The following is a 22783-nucleotide window of genomic DNA, read 5'->3' on the forward strand; positions in this document are numbered from 1 at the left end:
TCAAACTAATAAGGCTTACGTAAACGGGGAGTATTTTACGAAAGCCTAAAATAACAACTTTTATGAATTTGCGAACACTAGAGCGAGACAAATCCAGTGTTTGTGCATATCATTTCTAAGACTACAATGATATTTAATACTGGATTGTGTGATATTAATTCATTTAATCACGCTAATAAATGGGTTAATCGAATAATTTATTAAAATTCGCATCACACACATTTTTTACTGCCGGGTGTTGAATCATCCTTTCGGCAAATATGACATAGTATTCTTCTTTTAATTCATCAATTTGTTCTATTTTATGTAACGGAATATCATCTTCAATTTCCTGTTCATAAAAAGATGGGGCTAAGAAAATCATTTCAGGGTGATAACGCGAAAATGCATTCATTAATGCAGCATCGTCAAACTCTCCAAGAATATTTGGATGTAACCCCTGACGATCGAACCATTGACGTACTTTTCTCCCCATTGCAGTGCGGCTTCCCGGCACCAGCAGCTTCTTGTCCTGTAACAAGTCAGGAAATGTCCCAGTCACCTCGGATGTACGACAAAAGAAGCTCATACGGCTCTCTCCGAGCTTTTTACTGTATAACCCAGGGCTTTGACTAGAATCGACAGGACAATCGGATAGAATCATATCCAATTTATGTTGAGATAGCTGCTCAAGTAACATTTCATGCGTGGATTCAAAACAACGTAGGTGAATTCGCTGATCCATGGGAATAGTCATCCCCAATATCTTGCTCACCAAACGTTTGGACAACGCATCAGCCACGCCAACATCAAATAGCAAATTGGCTCTTTGACTGTAATTAACAATATCCATCATCTCATAGCTTAGGCCAAACATACGATCGGCATACTTAAACACCAACTGACCTAATTCGGTTGGCTCAATACTGCGCCCAGTTCGCTTGGTGAGTTTACCGTCCATGCGTTCTTCTAATGCTTTTATTTGCCCGGTGACTGTTTGAGGCGTTAAAAACAAAGCATCTGCGGCTTTGGTAATTGAACCTTGCTTGCATACCATCCAGAAATAGTAGAGATGGTTGTAGTTGAGATGTGACATTGTATTTATTCCGCAAGTCTTAGTTTAATCAATATATTCATCGTTTCTAATGCTTATTTCAGAGTATATACTCAAATAACCAATTACTAATATAATAAATAATTTAGAATATATTTAACTATTTTAAATTAATATTAAAAAAGCGCCAACATAGGCGCTTTTTTATTAAACAGAAAATGGATATTGAATCGGATCGTGATATTCATATCCAATCACTTCGAAATCATCCAAGGTCACCCATGTTTCCAAATCTTCTAGCGATTGAATCTTTGGATTGATCTTAAACTGCGGAGCGGCGAACGGTTCACGTTTAAGCTGCACATCACGCATCAATTCCAATTGGTCTTCGTAAATATGAGCATTGACGATTTTATGGTAAGCCTGCCCCGGTTTTTTACCGGTTATCTGCGCCATGATCGCTAAGAACGCATACACTTGAACCATATTGAAATTTAGACCAAGCGGAACATCACAAGAACGCTGCGTGCTGTTCAGGTACAAGGTATCACCAAGTAACGAGAAATGATGACTGTACATGCAAGGGCGTAAGCAGCCCATATGAAATTCACCTGGGTTGTAAAAATTGAGGATTTCACCTCGGTCATCTACCCCACGTTTTAAATCATCGACAATTTTACGTAATTGGTCGACATGTCCGCCATCAGGCTTAGCCCAAGCACGACCTTGAACGCCATAAACGCGCCCCATGTCATCTTCGCCTTTACGAAATGGGTTATTTAGCCATGCGTCGTTTAAGTTCGCATTTGCATCCCATGTCTTAGTACCAAGCTTGCGAAAGTCTGCAGCGTTATCATAGCCACGGATATAACCAAGCAGCTCTGCAACCGCTGCTTTCCAAAAACTTTTACGCGTCGTTACGAGTGGAAATTGGTTAGCAGCAACATCGTAAGTGAGATCAGCATTGATGACGGTTAGACAACGTTTACCTGTTCGTTCGTTTTCAATCCACTGCCCATGCTCAACGATACGTTGGCAAAGCTCTAAATACTGTTTCACTTTTAACCCTTATTTTCTGCTGAGTTATCTTTATAAACACCGCGTTTATAAGACCAAATAATCAATCCCAAGCCAATAACAATCATCGGAATGGAGAGTATTTGTCCCATAGAGATGACACCATCAAACAGCCCTAACTGAGGATCTGGCTGACGGAAAAACTCAATGAAGCTGCGGAATATACCATAAAGCACCAAAAAGAGACCAGACACTGAGCCAAGTGGGCGAGAACGGCGAACAAACACGTTCAAGACCAACAGCATCACTACCCCTTCCAGCAGAAACTCATACAGTTGTGAAGGATGGCGAGGAATTGGACCACCACCTGGGAAAATCATCGCCCAAGGCACATCTGTTTGACGTCCCCAAAGTTCACCATTGATGAAGTTACCCATACGACCAGCACCTAAGCCAAATGGCACAAGTGGCGCAACAAAGTCGGCAATACTGAAGAATGATCGATTGTGTTTACGCCCATACCAGAACATGGCTGTAATCACACCAAGCAAACCACCATGGAAAGACATACCGCCAGTCCACACTTCAAAAAGATACAGTGGGTTATCTAAAAACAGACCAAGGTTATAGAACAACACATACCCAATGCGTCCACCGATAACCACACCTAAAAATCCGGCAAATAACAAATCGGAGACTTGTTCACGAGTCCAACCGCTACCTGGTTTATCAGCGCGGCGATTAGCCAGCCATAAAGCGAACATGAATCCCACGAGATACATGAGTCCGTACCAACGCACCGATACAGGGCCAATAGAAAAGATCACAGGATCGAAATCAGGAAAATGGAAATAGTCTTGCGACATAAATGAAGCTCTCTTTTGTTAGTCTGTATCCATTATTGCATCATCATGGTGGATGCAACACACATCAGAAATAGGGAAAACACTCTCTTTAGCACTGCTGACGGCAAACGTACTGCCAATTTAGCCCCAAACTTTGTGGTCAGTATTGAGGTACATGAGATCGCGACCAAGGCTGGCAGATAGACATAACCAACACTGTATTTAGGAAGACCTTCCACGTTAATACCGTGCAGAATAAATCCCACCATGCCTGAAATCGCAATACCAAAGCCACAGACCGCCGAACATCCCACAGCTTTACGCATTTCTACACCATGTTTGTTCAGAAATGGAACCGATAGAGAACCGCCCCCAATCCCTGCCAAACTGGAAAGAATACCGATACCGCTTCCCCAGATGGCCGTTATCCAAGCATTTGGCATAGGTTGGTAGGTCTCGATACGGATAGAACGGTACATTTGTATCGCCAGTCCAAACACAATGACACCAAACACTTTAGGCAGATATTGGCTGGGAATCCACTCGGCAATCGTTGAGCCAAGAAAACCACCGATCAACACGCCAGGCATCAGCCATTTCACAATAAAGAAATCGACGTTACCTAACTTAAAGTGATTAAACGCAGAAGAAGCGGAAGTCACTATGATAGTGGCTAATGAGGTTGCCAATGCCAAATGCATGACAATATTCGAAGAAATATCGGCATAAGGGAGTAAAAACAGCAGTGAAGGAACAACCACCAGCCCACCACCTATGCCTAATAAACCAGCAAGCACACCAACACATGACCCTAACACCAACATTAGAGCCATCAATTCTATATTCACATTCTGTTCCTATTTTTTGCCAGCGCGGACAAAGCCTGAGAAGCCTTTTTCCTCAAAATGCGCCAGCATCATATTATAAATATCTTTACCATAGGATTGCAGAAGTGCTTGCTGCGCCAATTTTTTCAGATCATTGAGATCTGAATTACGTAGCAAGTATTTGATCCTCGCCACGTTGGACGTATTCATACTTAATGACGTAAATCCGAGCCCAGCTAGCAACAACGCTCCCATAGGATCACCCGCTAATTCACCACACACACAAGCAGGTATGCCATTGTCATGACAGATCTGCTTAATTTGATTGAGCGCCATGATAACGGAAGGATGCATAGAGTCATAGACATCAGATACACGTGTATTGTTTCTATCTACTGCCAATAAATATTGTGTCAAATCGTTAGTACCAACTGAAACAAAATCGATCTTACTTGCAATACGAGGCAGCAAATAAAGCATTGAAGGAACTTCAAGCATGATGCCAACCGGTGGCATTATCACTCGAGGGTCAGCCAACGCCGCATCTTGATAGGCTTGCTGCAAAAGACCTAACGCATCATCCAACTCTTTCGCGTTAGAGATCATTGGCAACATAATAGCTAAGTTATGATGTTCAGCCCCCGCTTTTAACATCGAACGTAGCTGAATTAAAAAGATATCTGGATGGTCAAGAGTAAAGCGAATACCGCGCCATCCTAAAAATGGATTGTCTTCTTCAATTGGCAAATAAGGCAGTGGCTTATCACCACCAACATCCAATGTACGCATCACCACACGTTTATCGGGATACGCCCCCATTACCGTTTTATACAGCTGCACCTGCTCTTCTTCCGAAGGGAAACGGTGCTGCATAAGGAAGGATATTTCAGTGCGATAAAGGCCAATTCCATCAACGCCTTGGTTAATCGCAACCGAGGTTTCCCCAGTTAATCCGGCGTTGAGAAGCAATTCGATGCGCTGTCCATCTTGAGTAAAAGCAGGCTCTGAAACCGTTTCATTGACCATATTGGCCAATTCACGCTCTTCGTTAGCTAACGCTTTGTATTCTCGCAGTACCTGACGATTAGGCGTGATGAACAGTTTGCCACTGTAGCCATCCACAATCCCGCGTTTACCGTTGATATCTTTTAGGTTTAGCTTGATACCAACAATCGCAGGAATACCGAGAGCGCGCGACAAAATAGCCGCGTGGGAGTTTGCCGCCCCTTCTAACGAGACAACAGCCAACAATTTATCTTTTGGTAACGTCGCTAGCAAAGAAGCGGTGAGCTCTCGCACCACTAAGATGATCGGCTTTTCAATGTTCTGTTGATCGTGCTCGGTATTGTAGAGGAAGTAGAGCAGACGCTGCCCCAATTCACGAATGTCTTGCGCCCTCTCACGCAGATAGACATCAGACATACGAGCAAAACGGTTCGAATAAGCTTCAACAACTTGACGCAAAGCCCAATCTGCACGATCCCCTTTTTGCACTTGTTCTTTGAGATCCTTTCGTAACATAGGATCATTAAGTAAGTGCGTGAACAAGTCGAAGATCGCCAGTGCCTCTTTATGAATCTCACTGTCGAGCTTTTTACGCATCTTGCGAAAGTCCGCTAACGCACTTTCAATCGCTAGCGTTAACCACTCTTGCTCACGTTGAACATCCAACGTCGATGCTGGGTATACTTCTGATAATTGGGGCTGAGTATCATCCCACCAAAACTCACCAATCGCGACACCAGAAGAAGCAGCAATACCACTGACCGTTCTCTGTTTCGATAATAACCATTGGCCTTGAGTTTGTGCGTGAGTAACAATCACCGCGAGCTGGGCTGCGAGGGTAACAAGGAAGGAGACTTCCATTTCACTAAACAAGCGCGGTTTTTTCTGCTGGACAACCAGCACACCCAACACCTGTTTACGATGGATTATGGGTGTTCCAAGGAAGGAATTGTAAACTTCCTCCCCTAACTCTTTAAAATATTTAAAATTAGGATGCTTTGATGCTTCAGCAACGTTTAACGGCTCGGCTGATCGCTTCACTAACCCCACCAAGCCCTCATCAAAGCCGATATGAATTTTATCGCCTTTAAACTTCAGACCTTGGGTTGCCATCAACTCGAGTCGTTGTTGTTCTTCGTTGGCTAGATAGACAGTACAGCAATCTGTACCCATAGCTTCGCATATCTGCTTAACAAAAGTGTCCAATGCCAAATACACATCTTCGACCTTCGAAACCTGTTCAACTATGTCCCTTAGCTGAGAAAGCATCTCTTTCGTCTATCCTCTTCGGTTCTTACGCTTGCCTTTTACTTTTCGTTCTCTAAAAGGCATCGCCAACGACGCAAATTCTTTCATTGCTCGACGATAAACATCGCGCTTAAAAGAAACAACTTGACGTACTGGGTACCAATAACTCACCCACCGCCAACCATCAAATTCAGGGGCATTACCGCGTTGCATGTTAATCTTTGATTCATCACATTCAAGACACAGTAAAAACCATTTCTGTTTTTGTCCAATACAGACAGGTTGAGAATCCCAACGCACAAGACGTTTTGGCAACTTATAGCGTAACCAATGCCGACTTGTCGCTATGATTTTCACATCTTTTTTAGTCAGACCCACTTCTTCGTAAAGCTCACGGAACATTGCTTGTTCTGGAGTCTCACCTTCGTCAATTCCTCCTTGCGGGAATTGCCATGAGTGCTGCCCGTATCGTTTCGCCCAGAATACCTGACCATGGTTGTTACATATCACGATACCGACGTTAAGTCGGTAACCATCGCCATCTATCACTGGCAAACCTCTAGCAAATTCTTAATTACGGTGATTTTTCCACATATCCCCAGCCGGAGCAAACTAACTAATGTGATAAACACGATATTTATGTACGAGAAGGCGAAAAATGTTCGTTTTTTCATCCTTGGTTAACTTATCAACAACAGAATGAGATGCAGAGCACATTTATTCACGTTTTCTGTGAATAAGTTTGTGTAGAAGCCGATTATTCGTTCAAAAAGCCAACAAAGCGAACAAAAAAGATCCTATTAGACCAGTGAAAGAATTAAAATAAAATACATTGAAAACATAAAGTTAAATAACAAAAATCACTAGGTAAATTTTTCTGGATAAAAAAGGATCATTTAAAAATAAAAATCGAACAAAGATCCACCATTACTTAGGTTATCCACATCACTCTCACGTATCACTGGGCAAAACCCAGTAATCATGGCCAAAAATCCTCCTGCCACTCCTGTTTATCCATACATACTCACCTTATCGTCGCAAAAATCAGTGCATTATTTGTGGATAACTTTTATTGGCGATCCCATTTATTCTGCAAAAAAATGGTGTAGGATCTTTTGCCACGTTATTGAGCAGGTCGCTATGAAAACAGAACCACAATCAGAACAAGAATTACTTGAACGAGCTCGCGCGATCGCAGGGATGAGTTTTGCCGATTTGGCTCATGAAGCGCAGATGACGGTTCCTAGGGATCTTCGTCGTGATAAAGGCTGGGTTGGTCAACTCCTTGAATGGCACCTTGGTGCCACGGCGGGCAGTAAACCGCAGCAAGACTTTGCTGATTTAGGTATTGAACTGAAAAGCATCCCTATTGGCTATAACGGTCAACCACTGGAAACCACCTTTGTGTGTGTGGCTCCATTAACCGGTGTCTATGGACTGACATGGGAACAAAGCCATGTACGCAATAAGCTTTCTCGGGTTTTATGGGTTCCGGTGGAAGGAGAACGAGATATTCCTTTGGAAGATCGTCGTGTCGGCATGCCACTGATTTGGAGTCCTTCAGCGGAAGAAGAAGCAGAGCTGAAAGCCGATTGGGAAGAGCTAATGGAGATGATCGTACTTGGTAAATTTGCGCAGATCACAGCAAAACATGGCGAAGTACTGCAGCTACGTCCTAAAGCGGCCAATGGAAAAGTGCTGACTGAAGCCTATGGCGCGAGTGGTAAACCCATTCGCACACTGCCGCGCGGTTTTTACTTACGCACTCAATTTACTGCTCGAATTTTGCAGCGTCACTATGCTTGATCATCACGGTGCTAATGCTTACAGCAGAGAAACTGCCCCCTCCATTTCCCAAGGGAGTCAGTCATTGGTAAGGGGTAGCTCCATATCACTATAATGCATACGTCCGGCCGTACCGCACTCTTCATACGGCGTAAATAAGCGCAAACAGGCATGACTTACGCCTTGTTTGATCAAATGCTGTTTCGCTTCATCGATCGATTGAAAATGCATAACTCCCTGTTCATTGCGCAATGGCTCCATCCTATGACGGCATTCAACCGCGATGGAGTATTGGGATAAATCGGCACCACCTAAGATATACACTTTGGGCTGATGATCTTGATCGGTATGGTGCAACCATTGATGGAATTGATGTTGATCCATCTTAACCTCCGTGTGCATTACTGGTCGGTCATCAGTACGTTCTTGCCAAACTACAGGTCAACAGACTTTAAACTTAGAGTGATTCCTACATAAGAAACTCTGAGTATTTTCAAGTCACTATCGACGTTTTCTTAAGGACAGCGTACAGTCTATAAAGGTGTCTCAGAACAACCTACTAAGAAACACATATATCCAAAGTAGTTGATGAGTGCGTAAAGAGGCAATAACTCCATAGGTTAAGACATAGGTCTCTTGAATCGATTCGCTATCTTCACTCTCAATCACTAGGATAACGGCCCTAAAAGCAAGGAAGAGCTATGCAATACACTAGACTGGCTAATTCGTCTTTAGAGATCAGTAAATTGTGTCTTGGCACCATGACTTATGGTGAACAAAACACACAAGCAGATGCGTTTCAACAATTGGATTACGCCCTTGAGCGAGGCATCAATTTCATTGATACCGCTGAAATGTATCCAGTGCCACCTAAGACAGAGACTCAAGGAAAAACCGAAGAATTTATTGGCAACTGGTTAGAAAAATCAGGGAAGCGAGAAAAGATCATTCTGGCTACTAAGGTTTCTGGCCCAAGCCGAATTAACCATATTCGTGAAAATATGGCGTTAGACCATCGCAACATTCATCAGGCAGTTGATGATAGCTTGCGTCGGCTGAAAACGGATTATATCGACCTGTATCAAGTTCACTGGCCACAACGTAATACCAATATGTTTGGTCAACTGAACTACCCAGATCAGGAAGAAAAAAGTGCGGTGAGTTTGATTGAAACTCTGGAAGCACTTAACGACATCGTCAAGATGGGGAAAGTGCGTTATATCGGGGTCTCCAATGAAACACCTTGGGGCTTGATGTCCTACCTGCGCTTAGCCGATAAGCACGATTTACCCAAAGTGGTATCGATTCAAAACCCATACAATCTTCTCAATCGTACTTACGAAATTGGCTTATCTGAAATCAGTCATTATGAAGGTATTCAATTACTTGCCTACTCACCAATGGCGTTTGGTATCTTGAGCGGTAAATATCTCAATGGCGCGAAACCGCACGGAGCTCGCTGCTCTTTGTTTGAACGCTTTCAGCGCTATTTTACCCCTCAAGGAATTAAAGCAACCGAGGCTTATGTCAACCTCGCCAAGGAGTTTGGTATCGATCCGGCACAAATGGCGCTGGCGTTTGTTAACCAACGTCCATTTGTGGGGTCAAACATCATTGGTGCCACTACGATGGACCAATTGAAAAGCAATATCGACAGTTTAGAGATCACACTGAGTGATGAGTTACTGGCTCGTATCAATGAGATCGCCACTGTCTACTCAAATCCATGCCCTTAGTTAAGGGCGTTCAAGGGGGAAAGCATCGCTTTCCCCCATTTGTATTACGTCGGTATTCGCGACGTTAACACCCGGCGAAGATGACGAACACGGCGTTGAGCGATGATGGCATCAGGTAAAGTGCATTCACCAATAACTCGACCATCTGGTTCTAAACCAATATCTTTCAATAGATGGGCATTATCCCAAGGAACGTCGTAACGAACACGGCGAATTTGGCGTCGCCAACGGCGCTCTTCTCTTTTGATATCAGCACGAACAAACAGAACGGCCAAAGTAAGGTAAAGTGATTGTTGCATGATTTTCTCCAGCAAAATGGATAGCTGAGGAAAAAGACAATACAGATAGGAAACTGGAATAGATCGATCCCATAACAGACTGCCTTTTCCGCAGCCTATTAAAGGATACGGACAATTTATTTCTTGGGTTTGCTCGCGCTAACGGTGAGATCAAATCGATCCACGGTTAAATTTTGGCGATCAGACGCATTGATATGAGTTACGTTCATAAGTTTCATAATGCGCCTCCAAGCAAATAAAAAAGTCCAAATAGAAGTAAATTCAGTGAGTTAAGCTCACGGTTAAATGATAACCTCCAGTGATTATTATTCAACCAAAAAAGTGAACTAATTCAAAAAACAATTGATTAGGCTGATAAATGCTAAAAAATACAGGCCATAAAAGAGTATATGACCTGTGTTTCATTAACTATTCAGCAATTATCACTAGATAAGTGTCTCTTTCACAGAGAACAATCAAGATGTGTAGTGTGTATCTGAGATTAGATTATGTTTGTTAAGCAAACGATACATGGTTGCACGGGAGATCCCCAGCTCTTTGGCAGCCAACGATACTTGCCCAGAGTTAGATTCTAGTACCAAAAGCAACGCATCACGTTCAGAACGCTCACGAATCGTTTTCAAGCTACGCTTGCCATCAATCCGTTTAGGTAAGTCTAAATCCCCTTCTTGCAGCATTACACTGTCTGACATCAGTACCACGCGCTTCACTTGGTTCATGAGTTCACGAATATTACCTGGCCAGTAATAACGGGTTAAAGCACGTACAGCATCTTCAGAAAAACTGCGAGCTTGAGCGTTGTACTCTTTTGAATAAACTTGCAAGAAATGGGTCGCTAACGGCGCAATGTCAGCGGCACGCTCTTTCAAACTAGGGACGTTGATACGCAATACGTTGATATAATGGTAAAGCTCATCGTTAAAATCGCCATCGATCAGCGCTTTTTCAATGTCTGATGAGTTAGCCGCCAAAATTCGCACATTCACTTCTTTCGTACCATTTGGCGTTTCAACCGTACCCTCTTGCAAAAAACGCAGTAAATTCAATTGCTGCTGCTTAGGGAGAGTCAAAATGTCATTCAGTAGAATCGTACCGCCATTGGCTTGAATCGGCAGAATCGTTTCGATGCTATCGTTATCAATACCAAAGAGCTCTTGTTCAATACGCTGCTCAGACATGGCGCGGCAGTTCACAGAGAGAAACGGTTTTTGGTTACGTGATGACGTTTTGTGGATTGCTCGCGCTACAGTCTCTTTGCCAGATCCACTTTCACCGTAGATTAAGATGCTCACATCAGTTGGGCCAATGCGCTTAATTTGATCACGCAGACGCTTCACTGCTGTCGACTCGCCTAACAGCCCCATATCCCCAACAGAACCAAAACTTGGCCACACTTTCTTCTCAAGCTTAAGCATACCTAGTTGGTGACCAATGGTGCTAAGCAGTTGAGCATCAGGAATCGGCGCAGTAAAGAAGTCGATACAGAAGTTCACAATAAATTGGCAAATGGTATCTGAGCCCAATTGAGCTTCTCGAATAAACGCCAACCAACGAACTTGCTTATGGCTGCTCACTAAGTTAGCAATACCATTCAAACTGAACTCGTCTTGGCTCAAATCCACAATGCCTATGCAGGGACCGCTCTCATTAAATAAAGAATCCGCTTTACGCAAGTCCGAACACAGTTTACAGTTCCAACCTGCTTGCTCTAATACAGACAACCACGGCTCGTAAGTTCCCCCTACGAGGATTAACGAACCTGGCGCTGAATCCATTCGAAATTGTGTCCCCATGTATCCGTTCCTTTTCTAAACTTAAAATGGCTGTGTCACTTTTGGCACTAAATCTCTATGTCGTTACAATAACGAGACTTTCCCCATTAATCTGTCTCACATTTAAGACTAGAAGTAATTAACCCTTTTTGCCACATGGAAACAAGAAACTTTTTGCCTAAGTTTCGTGCTGTTGCACAACAAAAAAGCCGCCTATAACGGCGGCTTTTGTTAAACAAGGCGATCTATTAGTTTGCTGGACGCATTGCTGGGAACAGGATTACGTCACGAATCGTGTGCGAGTTAGTAAACAACATCGCTAGACGGTCGATACCGATACCTTGACCCGCTGTTGGTGGTAGACCATGTTCTAGTGCAGTGATGTAGTCTGCATCGTAGAACATTGCTTCGTCATCACCCGCATCTTTAGCCGCAACTTGTGCTTTAAAGCGTGCATCTTGGTCTTCTGCATCGTTCAACTCAGAGAAGCCGTTTGCTACTTCACGACCACCGATAAAGAACTCGAAACGGTCAGTGAAGAATGGGTTGTCATCGCTACGACGAGCCAATGGAGAAATGTCTGCTGGGTAGCCTGTGATGAACGTTGGTTGCATCAATTGTGGTTCAGCAGTTTCACCAAAGGTTTCTTCAAGAAGCTGACCGCAAGTCCAGAAAGATTCTACTTCCACACCCACAGATTTCGCGATACGAACCATTAGGTCACGGTCTTGTACGCTTTCGTCTGTTAGAGCTTGGATATCAGCATGATCTGGGTTGTATTTTTTGATCGCATCCAACATGGTCATACGAGCATATTGACCGCCAAATTCAACCACGTCATCGCCGTAAGGAAGTGAAGTGGTACCTAGAACTTCCATCGCAACAGTGCTTAGCATTTCTTCAGTTAAGTCCATTAGGTCTTTGTAATCTGAGTATGCTTGGTAGAATTCCATCATAGTGAATTCTGGGTTGTGACGAGGAGAAAGACCTTCGTTACGGAAGTTACGGTTGATTTCAAATACGCGATCAAAACCACCAACAACCAAACGTTTTAGGTAAAGCTCAGGAGCGATACGCAGGTACATTTCAAGATCCAATGCATTGTGATGCGTCACGAACGGACGAGCACTTGCACCACCAGGGATAGAATGCATCATTGGAGTTTCAACTTCTAAGTAGCCTTTTGATGTCATGAATTGACGAATCGCAGCAACCAGTTTTGAACGAATGATAAATGCATTGCGTGAATCTTCGTTTACGATCAAGTCAACATAACGTTGACGGTAGCGCATCTCTTGGTCAGTCAAACCGTGGAATTTTTCTGGTAGCGGACGAAGTGCTTTAGTCAGCAATTCATACTCTTCCATGTTCACGTAAAGGTCGCCTTTACCTGATTTATGCAGCGCGCCTTTCACACCGATGATGTCACCGATATCTAGACCTAGGTATTTGTCTTTAAGCTCTTTTTGCACTTCTTTGGCTGCGTATGCTTGGATACGACCGCTTGTTTCTTGCAGAACAATGAAAGGACCACGTTTCGCCATGACACGACCAGCGATCGCAACAATGTGGTTCAACTCTTCTAGTTCTTCTTTCGTCTTTTCACCGAACTCTTTTTGAAGGTCGCCAGCTAGGCTGTCACGACGAAAGTCATTTGGGTGACCATTCGCTTTTGAATCCTTACGGATGTGCTCTAGCTTGCTACGACGTTCTGCAATCAGTTTGTTTTCTTCGTGCGCGAGTTGATCTTCGCTTTTTTCGTTTTGAACAGCATCAGTCATTTTGCATGTATCCTGTTAATTGGTCGGTGAAAGCTTAAAGGCCTGATTTAAGGCTTGCTTCGATGAATTTGTCTAGGTCACCGTCGAGAACCGCTTGAGTATTACGGTTTTCTACGCCGGTACGTAAATCTTTGATACGGGAGTCATCCAATACATAAGAACGGATTTGGCTACCCCAGCCGATGTCTGATTTCGCATCTTCATTGGCTTGCTTTTCTGCATTTTGCTTTTGCAATTCATATTCAAACAATTTTGCACGAAGCTGCTTCATTGCCTGATCTTTGTTCTTATGTTGTGAACGATCGTTCTGACATTGAACCACGATATTGGTTGGCAAGTGGGTAATACGAACCGCTGATTCAGTGGTGTTAACGTGCTGACCACCGGCACCAGATGCGCGGTATACGTCGATACGCAGATCGGCAGGGTTAATATCCACTTGGATGTTGTCGTCAACTTCAGGGTATACGAATGCCGATGCAAATGAAGTATGGCGACGACCGCCTGAGTCGAACGGAGATTTACGAACAAGACGGTGTACACCAGTCTCTGTGCGTAACCAACCATAAGCGTATTCACCAGATACACGGATCGTTGCCGATTTCAGACCAGCGACTTCGCCTTCTGACACTTCGATCACTTCTGTTTTGAAACCTTTTGCTTCAGCCCAACGAAGGTACATGCGCAATAGCATTGAAGTCCAGTCTTGAGCTTCAGTACCACCAGAACCGGCTTGAAGGTCTAAGTAACAATCTGAACTATCGTGGTCACCGGAGAACATACGGCGGAACTCAAGCTTCGCCAGTTTGCTTTCTAACTCATCCAACTCTGGACCAATTTCATCGAATGTCTCTTGGTCTTCAGCTTCAACAGCCAATTCCAATAAACCTTCAACATCATCGACACCCTGATCCAGTTCACGGATAGTGTTTACGATAGCTTCAAGTGCAGAACGTTCTTTACCTAGAGCTTGAGCTCGTTCAGGTTCATTCCACACATCAGGTTGTTCTAGTTCTGCATTGACTTCTTCAAGACGCTCTTTTTTGGCGTCGTAGTCAAAGATACCCCCTCAGGATGTTCGTGCGCTCAGACACATCCTGAATACGGTGTTTAATAGGATTGATTTCAAACATTTTGGCTTAATAGTTATGAATAGAATTTAACCGAAGAATTCTACTGAAAAATAGCTGCAAGATACAGGAAAAAATCGTCGAAATTGCCTTATATGGTCAAGAGCGATCTCCAATAGAGGCTTTACTAGAAAGAGTCTCTACATCAAACAAACAGCAATGGCTCAATACCACCAGCGCATGTTTATTCAACTCCTTATTTCGTCTAAAAAAGAAAAGGCAGTGATCACTCACTGCCTTTGCATCTAACTCAACCGAATTTATGCGGCTTCTTGTTCTAACTGAGCTTCGCTATTACGACCAACGAAGAACATGATAAACAGAGTAGCAAGAGTGGGTAGAACCCATCCCATACCATCGCTAAACAGTGGTAAGAAGTTAAAGAATGAAACATCTAGACCCACAATTTTCGCAGCGTCTAACAGAGCAAAGAACAAAGACACTAGAAGAACAACACGGTAAGACAATCTTGGACTTGGCAATCTATTGCGCACAAAGGCCAAAATAACCAAAGCAATCGCCACTGGGTACAGTGCAAACAGCACTGGAACTGACAGTGAAATCAGCTGAGATAAACCAACATTAGCCACCACTGCACAGATAACACCAATGATAACCACCCATTGACGATAGGTCACACCAGTAATCCCACTAAAGTAATCAGAGACAGATGAAAGTAGGCCAATAGCCGTAGTCAAACATGCCAAAGTTACAATGATAGAAAGAACCAACTGTCCATAGCTACCAAACAACGCTTGGATATACAGGCTTAAGATGGTACCGCCGTTGTCTGAACCCGCTGCAATCGATGAGCTGGTTGCACCCAAGTAGAACAGAGAGATATAGACAAATGCCAAACCAGCAGCAGCAATAAATGCAGCGCTAATCAGATATTTTGTTGTTGCTTTCTCTTCCGTAATGCCTTTGCTACGTAAGCCTTCAACCACCAAGATACCGAACATCAGAGATGCGAATGTATCCATCGTGTTGTAGCCCTCGAAAAAGCCAGTGGTAAATGGTGCTACCGCATACGCTTTCTGTGCTGCCATGATATCGCCCTGAGGAGAAACGAATACCGCAATAGCCAAAATGGCTAAGCATAGAAATAGTACTGGTGTTAGCAACTTACCAATCATGTCGATCAATCGACCACGCGACCATGAGAAAAACATCGCGATAGCAAAGAAAACGACTGAGAAGATAGCCAAAGTCACGCTGCTAGGCGCGTGAATTAGAGGCTTAACCGCCATCTCATACGCCACCAACCCTGTACGAGGAGCGGCGAACGCTGGACCAATGATAATAAAGATCAATGACGCCATAATGGTCGACACTTTCTTCGGCAAATCTTTAGTCAAATGCTCCCAACTACCACCGGCTAACGCAACGGCGATGATACCAGAGAGAGGAAGACCTACGGCTGTCAAAAGGAAACCACCCATGGATGGCAAAAGATTTTGGCCTGCAAGCTGTCCTGCCAAAGGTGGAAAAATGATATTACCTGCGCCCAAAAAGAACGCGAAAAGCATAAAACCAAGAGCGATAATATCTGTTAATTTTAAACGCTGATTCACAGATAATCCTTAATTAATTATGTGTTGGATGTTGTGTGCAGATGGAGGTCTGATACATTCCCGCCACCCATCTAAGGTCAGAATAATGAACAAATCGTTAATTTTTCGCAAGCCTAAAGAAAAAAACACTAGATTAATTTACAAGTAGAGCAAATAAGCAGTTATTTAATCTGGTTTAGTAGTAAAAAATTAGAATTATACTCTATAAAACAGCGTACATATCTGAACCAAAAATAGAACAAACCACTATACATTTGATCAACATTAGAGAAATTTACTCCAATCAACCAAAAACCCAATATTTCACCTAAATTAAGAAAATGAAGAAAAAAGACTTTAAATTCAAGCAATTCACCATTAAAAACGGTGGTAATATCGGTATGCCGGTAAGCACGGATGGTGTCATGCTGGGCGCTTGGGCGTTTCAACAACCGCCATCGACCATTCTAGACATAGGGACTGGATCAGGATTACTGGCATTAATATGCGCACAGCGTTTTCCCAACGCTCTGATTCAAGCCATTGATATAGATAACAATGCTTATTTAACCGCCACTGAAAATGCACTTTCATCTCCATGGTCTGCGCGTCTGCAGATTAGCCAGAAGAATGTGCTGGAATATCACTTAGACCATCGTTTTGATGCTGTTATTTGCAACCCACCCTATTTTACCTCCGGGGAAGCCTCTCAAGATGCCTCACGAGCCATCGCGCGTCATACGAATAGTCTCGATCACAAGGCGCTTATTACTCAATTGAATTCACTATTAACCCCAGATGGTGTCGCAGCTTTTGTCCTCCCCATCACTGAGGGGGAAGCATTTATTAAGCTTGCTGAGCAGCAAGGTTGGTCTCTTACCCGGCGCTGTGATGTCCGAACCACCTTACGTAAACAACCAACTCGGTTATTATTTGAATTAAAACAGGGGAAAATGACACCTCATTTTGAAACACTCACGATCAATGCAGAACAAGGCTACAGCGAACAATTTATTGCCCTTACCCATGAGTTTTATCTTAAGATGTAGAAATTAAGATATGATCTGGCCATTGATCCCACTATAATGTGCGACCTATTTTTTGACTGAATTATCCATACCTGTGGAGACAACACTGTGATCAAAACCTTTGCTGACCTTGAACTGGACCAAAATATTGTCGAGGCCATTGAAGAGCTAGGCTTTACCCGCCCAACTCAAATTCAGGCTGACGCGATACCTCAAGCCCTGGATGGCAGAGATGTGTTGGCGTCCGCTCCAACGGGAACGGGTAAAACTGCTGCTTTTGCTATTCCGGCACTGCAATACTTACAAGATTTTCCTCGTAAGAAAGCTGGTCCTGCACGTATCCTCATTTTGACGCCAACTCGTGAACTTGCTATGCAAGTGGCAGATCAAACCCGCGCACTGGGTAAAAACTCTCGTCTGAATGTCATTACCATCACCGGTGGCGTTCAATATCAAGAACATGCTGATATCCTTGCGCAAACTCAAGATATCGTGGTTGCTACTCCTGGGCGTCTGCTGGAATACATCGATGCCGAACGTTTCGACTGTCGTGCTATTGAATGGCTGATTCTTGATGAAGCAGACCGTATGCTCGATATGGGCTTTGGTCCTGTTGTTGACCGCTTATCTGCTGAATGTCGCTGGCGTAAACAAACCCTTCTGTTCTCTGCGACGTTGGAAGGTAAAGGTGTAGAAGGCTTCACCGAAGATCTACTAAAAGATCCTGTCGAAGTGAGTGCTGAACCATCACGTCGTGAACGTAAAAAGATCTCTCAGTGGTACCACCGTGCAGATACGCTAGAACATAAAAATGAATTGCTGAAGAAGATCCTGACAGAGCAATCAGAAAAGGCGATCGTGTTCGTTAAAACCCGTGAGCGCCTTGCTGAACTACGTACTGAATTGGAACGCGCTCAAATCGTCTGCGCATGGATTCAAGGTGAAATGCCTCAAGACCGTCGTAACAATGCGATCAGTCGTTTCCGTAGTGGTGAAGTCAATGTGCTGTTAGCGACCGACGTTGCTGCTCGCGGTATTGATATCCCAGATGTTAGCCATGTGATTAACTACGACATGCCTCGCAGTGCCGATGTGTATCTACACCGTATTGGCCGTACTGCTCGTGCCGGTAAGAAAGGTTCAGCAATCTCGTTAGTAGAAGCACATGACCAACCAATGATTGAGCGTGTAAGTCGCTACGTTGATGAAGAGATCAAAGAACGCTACATCAAAGACATGCGCCCACAACACAAAAAGCCTGTGTTTAAGAAGAAAAAGAAAAAAGAAGCCGACAAGAAAACAACGGCTAAAAAAAGCGCCAAAAAGAAAAAATAATGTCTTAAGTGTTGCTGGCAACCAAACAGCATAAAATACACAGATAAAAAACCGCTGCACTGCAGCGGTTTTTATTTGGGTTAAATCATTAACTCAAATTAGTGTTCACGGGTCGCACGGAAATCGACTTCAGGGAAACGCTCTTTCGCTAGATTCAAGTTCACCATCGTTGGCGCGATATACGCAAGGTTATCACCACCATCGAGAGCAAGGTGCGCTTGGTTCTTACGTTGGAACTCGTCGAATTTCTTCACATCTGCACATTCAACCCAACGGGCAGTTGCAACGTTGACGGCTTCATAAATCGCTTCAACGTTATATTCTGATTTCAAACGCGCAACAACCACATCAAACTGCAGCACACCGACCGCACCAACGATCAAATCGTTGTTTTGCAATGGACGGAATACCTGTACCGCACCTTCTTCAGAAAGTTGTACCAAGCCTTTCAGCAATTGCTTTTGCTTCAATGGATCACGCAGACGAATACGACGGAACAATTCAGGTGCGAAGTTTGGAATACCCGCAAACTTCAAGCTCTCACCTTGAGTGAACGTATCACCAATTTGGATCGTACCGTGGTTATGCAGACCGATAATATCACCCGCATACGCTTCTTCCGCACGTGAACGGTCACCCGCCATGAAGGTTACCGCATCAGAAATACTTACGGTTTTACCAGTACGAACATGGTTCATCTTCATACCTTGTTTATAGGTACCAGATACCACGCGCATAAACGCAATACGGTCACGGTGTTTCGGGTCCATGTTGGCTTGGATCTTAAACACGAAACCAGAGAAGTTTTCTTCTGTTGCTTCAACGACGCGTTCGTTAGCATGACGCGCTTTTGGCGCAGGAGCCCATTCAGTTAAACCATCAAGCATATGGTCTACACCAAAGTTACCTAATGCCGTACCGAAGAAGACCGGCGTTAATTCACCCTTAAGGAATAGCTCGCGATCAAACTCGTTTGATGCACCAACCACCAGCTCCAACTCTTCACGAAGTTGCGCAGCAAGATCATCACCCACAGCTTTGTCTAGATCTGGGTTATCCAGGCCTTTAACAATGCGTACTTCTTGGATCGTGTGACCTTGACCAGTTGAATAAAGAACCGTTTCATCACGATGGATGTGATACACACCTTTAAACTCTTTACCACAGCCAATCGGCCAAGTAATTGGAGCACACAGGATATTCAGTTCATTTTCAACTTCATCCAATAGCTCCATTGGATCACGAATATCACGGTCCAATTTGTTCATAAAGGTAATGATCGGCGTGTCACGCAGACGGGTAACTTCCATCAGTTTACGCGTACGATCTTCAACACCTTTTGCCGCATCGATAACCATTAGACATGAGTCCACCGCCGTTAGAGTACGGTAAGTATCTTCCGAGAAGTCTTCGTGTCCCGGAGTATCTAACAAGTTAACCAATGCATCTTGATATGGGAATTGCATTACAGAAGTGGTAACCGAGATACCACGTTCTTTTTCCATCTCCATCCAGTCAGATTTTGCATGCTGACTCGCACCACGGCCTTTTACTGAACCCGCAACTTGGATAGCGTGTCCGAACAACAACACTTTTTCTGTGATGGTGGTTTTACCCGCATCCGGGTGGGAGATGATCGCGAAAGTACGACGCTTCGATACTTCGCTCGCAAATGGACTATTCGTCATGAGAAACCAGTCTTCTTAATTACCTAAAAGGACACTTCCAAACAGCATCCTTGGCTATTCGGTTCAAATTTGGTCGGTATTCTCGCCTATTATCACGCTTGGGGCAACTTAAAGGCTGAAATGTATTTTCACTGTGTCTTTTCATCTGCCAAATCAGGGATTTTGAACTATACCTTTAAGACGTTGAAATGGATCTTTGAGTCTATGGTCGAAATAAAACCCAGCCAATCCATCGCTTTCAAGCAAGCAATTACCGTGTTCATTGTCTCTATGTTGCTTGGAATGGCCTTTAGCATTAACTACACACTGATCGATCTTCATCAAGAACAAAATCGTCTTGAGGAACACTATCGTTTTCAATTAATGCAAAGTTATACCAATGCGAGCCAAGCCGCCTATCGACTCAATCCTATTTTGGCAGAACAAGTGGTCTCAAGCTTGATGAATGACCCGGCTATTTATCATGTACAAATCCTGGATGACTTCAACGAAGTTCTGTTTAAAAAAGACAAGCCCATCCCGCCGCAAAGTCAATTCGTTGAATTGGTATCTCGCTACATTACGCCAACTGAGACCACTTTCTCGACAAGCCTACACCAACCCAACTCATCCACAATTGTTGGGTACTTACTTTTTTCGGTCAACACCAGCGAATTAGCCCAAAGCTTTATTACCAAACATGCCAACATGTTGATTTTGGATCTGCTTAGAACCTGCTTGCTGACGTTCATTTTGTTGATCTTTTTCTACTACAAGCTCTCTTTACCTCTGATTCGCTTAATCCGTTGGGTTCGCTCACTGCAAGACAAACAGCACAGCTCTCCAGAGGCATTATTTCATCACAACAATGAGTTACGAGAACTTGCCGGAACGTTTCATCAGCTTTGGCAAGAAAGAGAAAATGCAGAAGGTAAGCTCAATAAACTCGCCTATTACGATACTTTAACGGGGCTAAATAACCGCAGCATGTTAATGAAAATGCTGCATGTGAACATTAAAAAAAGCTTACAAAGCAATACCAAAGGTGCTTTGTTATATTTGGATATGGACAGGTTCAAAACGATAAATGATTCGTTGGGACACACCATTGGTGACAAATTGCTGATAGCCGTTGCCAACCGTATCGAAGAGTGGGCTCACTACAATTATGTGATTGCTCGGGTTGGAGGGGATGAATTTGCCGTGCTTATTCCTACTTACCATGAGAACGAAATTGAAGAAGTCGCACAACAACTACTCGATACGTTATCTGCCCCTTATATTGTTGATACTCACCAACTCTATTGCAGCAGCAGTATCGGCATTGCGCTTTTCCCCGGAGAAAATAACGCCAACATTGACGTATTAAGACAAGCGGATACAGCACTGTACCGAGCAAAAGTTCATGGGCGAAATACTTACCAGTTTTACCAACCTGAAATGCAATCGCAAATCGAGAGTTTCCTCAACACCGAAAAAGGATTGCATGAAGCACTCGCCTTAAATCAATTGGAGTTGTACTACCAACCACAGGTCAACGATAAACATGAAATTGTTGGTGCAGAGGCGCTTATCCGTTGGAATCATCCAACCAAAGGATTAATTCCTCCAGGACTGTTTATGCCGATCGCAGAAGAGACTGGGCAGATCTTACCTATTGGACACTGGATCATTGAAACCGCATTTGAACATTATGCTAAATGGCAAGATCAAGGTTTGCTACCCAAAAGTTTTCAACGGTTAGCCATTAACATCAGTCCACTTCAATTTGCTCAAGATAGTTTTGTTGAACAAATTGATCACGCTTTGAAAGAGCGTGGCATTTCAGGTCAATCGATCGAGTTAGAGATAACAGAAAACCTCTTGCTAGAAAACGTTGAGGTGGCGAGACAAAAGATGGCACAGCTTAAAAAATACAACCTGCATCTTTCTATCGATGACTTCGGTACGGGGTACTCTTCATTGCGCTACCTAAAACATCTAGACGTCGATGTGCTTAAAATTGATCGATCTTTTGTCACTCAATTGCACAAAGATGAAAGTGACCAAGCGATTGTAGACACCATTTTAATGATCGCTAAACGCCTTAATTTGCAAGTCATCGCAGAAGGTGTAGAAAACGAGAGCGAACTGAATGCCTTGAAAAAGATGGGATGCAAACAATTCCAAGGCTACTTATTTGATAAGCCACTTAACGAAGCTGAGCTACTGAACCGCTTTAAAAACGCACCTTATCAACGTGTGGGACTGCACATTGTCGACACTCATTCAGGCAGGAACATATAACTCATAATGAGCGCATCCTCACTACCTTTCGCCGTTGGGTAGTAATTAATGCGTCGATCAATCTCATGAAAACCGAGATCGTCATAGAGAGAAATAGCGCGGTGGTTACTTTCACGCACTTCTAACCAAGCACTCTCAGCATTCGCTTTCTCACAAAGCTCTATAAAATAATTTGCTAGCGCTCTACCGTAACCTTTGCCTTGCTGCGTCGGATCAATCGCAATATTCAATAACGATACTTCCCCAACAATATTTTGCGCGTAAAAATAGCCAACAACCTTTTCATCCACCAGCATGACACTGTGCAATTGTCCACGACTCTTCAAGTCGTAAATCATCGATTGTTTCCAAGGGTGAGAATGAGCGATTTGCTCGATAGCCCAAACAGCATCGAGATGGCGCTCAGAAAGAGCGGCAAAAGTGACTGACATAAAAC

19 protein-coding genes are annotated in these 22783 nt (G+C 43.6%); 5 read left to right on the top strand and 14 right to left on the bottom strand.

The features are described from left to right. Nucleotides 1–184: 184 nt before the first annotated feature. The 6 genes from nhaR to rppH all read right to left on the bottom strand — a co-directional run bounded on the left by nhaR (nucleotide 185) and on the right by rppH (nucleotide 6524). The gene (nhaR, locus tag OCV11_RS13745) at nucleotides 185–1075 is read right to left on the bottom strand and encodes a transcriptional activator NhaR (RefSeq protein ID WP_261893514.1); all 891 of its coding nucleotides are present in this window, start codon (nucleotides 1073–1075) and stop codon (nucleotides 185–187) included. A 165-nt stretch (nucleotides 1076–1240) separates the two neighbouring features. Beyond that, on the bottom strand, nucleotides 1241–2092 hold the full coding sequence (locus tag OCV11_RS13750; protein WP_261893515.1) for a thymidylate synthase: 852 nt from the start codon (nucleotides 2090–2092) through the stop codon (nucleotides 1241–1243). A gap of 2 nt (nucleotides 2093–2094) precedes the next feature. After that, nucleotides 2095–2916, bottom strand: a complete 822-nt coding sequence (gene lgt, locus OCV11_RS13755; RefSeq protein ID WP_261893516.1) for a prolipoprotein diacylglyceryl transferase — start codon at nucleotides 2914–2916, stop codon at nucleotides 2095–2097. Between the two features lie 32 nt (nucleotides 2917–2948). Then, nucleotides 2949–3743: a sulfite exporter TauE/SafE family protein gene (locus tag OCV11_RS13760; RefSeq protein ID WP_261893517.1), complete on the bottom strand. Its 795-nt coding sequence runs from the start codon at nucleotides 3741–3743 to the stop codon at nucleotides 2949–2951. A 9-nt stretch (nucleotides 3744–3752) separates the two neighbouring features. After that, nucleotides 3753–5996 carry a phosphoenolpyruvate--protein phosphotransferase gene (gene ptsP, locus OCV11_RS13765; RefSeq protein WP_261893518.1) on the bottom strand — a complete coding sequence of 748 codons (2244 nt, stop codon included), beginning with the start codon at nucleotides 5994–5996 and terminating at the stop codon, nucleotides 3753–3755. A gap of 9 nt (nucleotides 5997–6005) precedes the next feature. Further along, nucleotides 6006–6524 (bottom strand): RNA pyrophosphohydrolase, encoded by a 519-nt coding sequence (gene rppH, locus OCV11_RS13770; protein ID WP_261893519.1) that lies wholly within the window; start codon nucleotides 6522–6524, stop codon nucleotides 6006–6008. A gap of 591 nt (nucleotides 6525–7115) precedes the next feature. On the opposite strand from rppH, the gene mutH reads away from it, so the two are divergent. Next, complete coding sequence (gene mutH / locus OCV11_RS13775; RefSeq protein WP_261893520.1) at nucleotides 7116–7781, top strand: DNA mismatch repair endonuclease MutH; 666 nt, start codon at nucleotides 7116–7118, stop codon at nucleotides 7779–7781. 57 nt (nucleotides 7782–7838) lie between these two features. Here the strand turns inward: mutH and OCV11_RS13780 are convergent, their stop codons facing one another. Beyond that, nucleotides 7839–8144, bottom strand: coding sequence for a DUF6482 family protein (locus OCV11_RS13780; RefSeq protein WP_261893521.1), 306 nt, complete (start codon nucleotides 8142–8144; stop codon nucleotides 7839–7841). 317 nt (nucleotides 8145–8461) lie between these two features. Here OCV11_RS13780 and OCV11_RS13785 point away from each other — a divergent pair, with 317 nt between their 5' ends. Continuing rightward, nucleotides 8462–9496, top strand: a complete 1035-nt coding sequence (locus tag OCV11_RS13785) for an NADP(H)-dependent aldo-keto reductase (protein WP_261893522.1) — start codon at nucleotides 8462–8464, stop codon at nucleotides 9494–9496. Between the two features lie 44 nt (nucleotides 9497–9540). On the opposite strand, the gene OCV11_RS13790 is transcribed toward OCV11_RS13785, so the two are convergent. The 5 genes from OCV11_RS13790 to brnQ all read right to left on the bottom strand — a co-directional run bounded on the left by OCV11_RS13790 (nucleotide 9541) and on the right by brnQ (nucleotide 16052). After that, nucleotides 9541–9795 (bottom strand): hypothetical protein, encoded by a 255-nt coding sequence (locus tag OCV11_RS13790; RefSeq protein WP_261893523.1) that lies wholly within the window; start codon nucleotides 9793–9795, stop codon nucleotides 9541–9543. Nucleotides 9796–10250: 455 nt separating this feature from the next. Next, nucleotides 10251–11588, bottom strand: coding sequence for a cyclic-di-GMP-binding transcriptional regulator VpsR (gene vpsR, locus OCV11_RS13795; RefSeq protein WP_261893524.1), 1338 nt, complete (start codon nucleotides 11586–11588; stop codon nucleotides 10251–10253). Between the two features lie 227 nt (nucleotides 11589–11815). Beyond that, entirely contained in the window at nucleotides 11816–13348 is a 1533-nt protein-coding gene (lysS, locus tag OCV11_RS13800; protein WP_261893526.1) for a lysine--tRNA ligase, read from the bottom strand. Between the two features lie 34 nt (nucleotides 13349–13382). Then, nucleotides 13383–14481, bottom strand: a protein-coding gene (gene prfB / locus OCV11_RS13805) for a peptide chain release factor 2 (protein WP_261893527.1) whose coding sequence is annotated in 2 segments (ribosomal slippage) — nucleotides 13383–14405 and nucleotides 14407–14481 — 1098 coding nt in all. Because the reading frame shifts where the segments join, the coding sequence is not laid out codon by codon here. Nucleotides 14482–14738: 257 nt separating this feature from the next. Beyond that, nucleotides 14739–16052 (bottom strand): branched-chain amino acid transport system II carrier protein, encoded by a 1314-nt coding sequence (gene brnQ, locus OCV11_RS13810; RefSeq protein WP_261893528.1) that lies wholly within the window; start codon nucleotides 16050–16052, stop codon nucleotides 14739–14741. 320 nt (nucleotides 16053–16372) lie between these two features. On the opposite strand from brnQ, the gene OCV11_RS13815 reads away from it, so the two are divergent. Both OCV11_RS13815 and srmB read left to right on the top strand, forming a co-directional pair. Further along, nucleotides 16373–17080, top strand: coding sequence for a tRNA1(Val) (adenine(37)-N6)-methyltransferase (locus OCV11_RS13815; protein WP_261893529.1), 708 nt, complete (start codon nucleotides 16373–16375; stop codon nucleotides 17078–17080). 87 nt (nucleotides 17081–17167) lie between these two features. Then, complete coding sequence (srmB, locus tag OCV11_RS13820) at nucleotides 17168–18394, top strand: ATP-dependent RNA helicase SrmB (protein WP_261893530.1); 1227 nt, start codon at nucleotides 17168–17170, stop codon at nucleotides 18392–18394. 98 nt (nucleotides 18395–18492) lie between these two features. Here srmB and prfC read toward each other — a convergent pair whose 3' ends face one another. Further along, nucleotides 18493–20082: a peptide chain release factor 3 gene (prfC, locus tag OCV11_RS13825; RefSeq protein WP_261893531.1), complete on the bottom strand. Its 1590-nt coding sequence runs from the start codon at nucleotides 20080–20082 to the stop codon at nucleotides 18493–18495. Between the two features lie 204 nt (nucleotides 20083–20286). Between prfC and OCV11_RS13830 the strand changes: the two genes are divergently transcribed. After that, the gene (locus OCV11_RS13830) at nucleotides 20287–22347 is read left to right on the top strand and encodes a putative bifunctional diguanylate cyclase/phosphodiesterase (protein WP_261893532.1); all 2061 of its coding nucleotides are present in this window, start codon (nucleotides 20287–20289) and stop codon (nucleotides 22345–22347) included. On the opposite strand, the gene rimI is transcribed toward OCV11_RS13830, so the two are convergent. Then, nucleotides 22326–22778 (bottom strand): ribosomal protein S18-alanine N-acetyltransferase, encoded by a 453-nt coding sequence (gene rimI, locus OCV11_RS13835; RefSeq protein ID WP_261893534.1) that lies wholly within the window; start codon nucleotides 22776–22778, stop codon nucleotides 22326–22328. The two genes, OCV11_RS13830 and rimI, sit on opposite strands and share 22 nt — an antisense overlap. Nucleotides 22779–22783 lie beyond the last annotated feature (5 nt).

The sequence above is a fragment of the Vibrio porteresiae DSM 19223 genome, from assembly GCF_024347055.1.
In the GTDB taxonomy this organism is placed as follows: Bacteria; Pseudomonadota; Gammaproteobacteria; order Enterobacterales; family Vibrionaceae; genus Vibrio; species Vibrio porteresiae.

What these genes read in the sequence shown, in the direction of transcription:
- nhaR (WP_261893514.1), bottom strand. Translation starts at nt 1,075, where the DNA reads ATGTCACATCTCAACTACAACCATCTCTACTATTTCTGGATGGTATGC.
- lgt (WP_261893516.1), bottom strand. Translation starts at nt 2,916, where the DNA reads ATGTCGCAAGACTATTTCCATTTTCCTGATTTCGATCCTGTGATCTTT.
- ptsP (WP_261893518.1), bottom strand. Translation starts at nt 5,996, where the DNA reads ATGCTTTCTCAGCTAAGGGACATAGTTGAACAGGTTTCGAAGGTCGAA.
- mutH (WP_261893520.1), top strand. Translation starts at nt 7,116, where the DNA reads ATGAAAACAGAACCACAATCAGAACAAGAATTACTTGAACGAGCTCGC.
- OCV11_RS13780 (WP_261893521.1), bottom strand. Translation starts at nt 8,144, where the DNA reads ATGGATCAACATCAATTCCATCAATGGTTGCACCATACCGATCAAGAT.
- OCV11_RS13785 (WP_261893522.1), top strand. Translation starts at nt 8,462, where the DNA reads ATGCAATACACTAGACTGGCTAATTCGTCTTTAGAGATCAGTAAATTG.
- OCV11_RS13790 (WP_261893523.1), bottom strand. Translation starts at nt 9,795, where the DNA reads ATGCAACAATCACTTTACCTTACTTTGGCCGTTCTGTTTGTTCGTGCT.
- vpsR (WP_261893524.1), bottom strand. Translation starts at nt 11,588, where the DNA reads ATGGGGACACAATTTCGAATGGATTCAGCGCCAGGTTCGTTAATCCTC.
- lysS (WP_261893526.1), bottom strand. Translation starts at nt 13,348, where the DNA reads ATGACTGATGCTGTTCAAAACGAAAAAAGCGAAGATCAACTCGCGCAC.
- OCV11_RS13815 (WP_261893529.1), top strand. Translation starts at nt 16,373, where the DNA reads ATGAAGAAAAAAGACTTTAAATTCAAGCAATTCACCATTAAAAACGGT.
- prfC (WP_261893531.1), bottom strand. Translation starts at nt 20,082, where the DNA reads ATGACGAATAGTCCATTTGCGAGCGAAGTATCGAAGCGTCGTACTTTC.
- OCV11_RS13830 (WP_261893532.1), top strand. Translation starts at nt 20,287, where the DNA reads ATGGTCGAAATAAAACCCAGCCAATCCATCGCTTTCAAGCAAGCAATT.
- rimI (WP_261893534.1), bottom strand. Translation starts at nt 22,778, where the DNA reads ATGTCAGTCACTTTTGCCGCTCTTTCTGAGCGCCATCTCGATGCTGTT.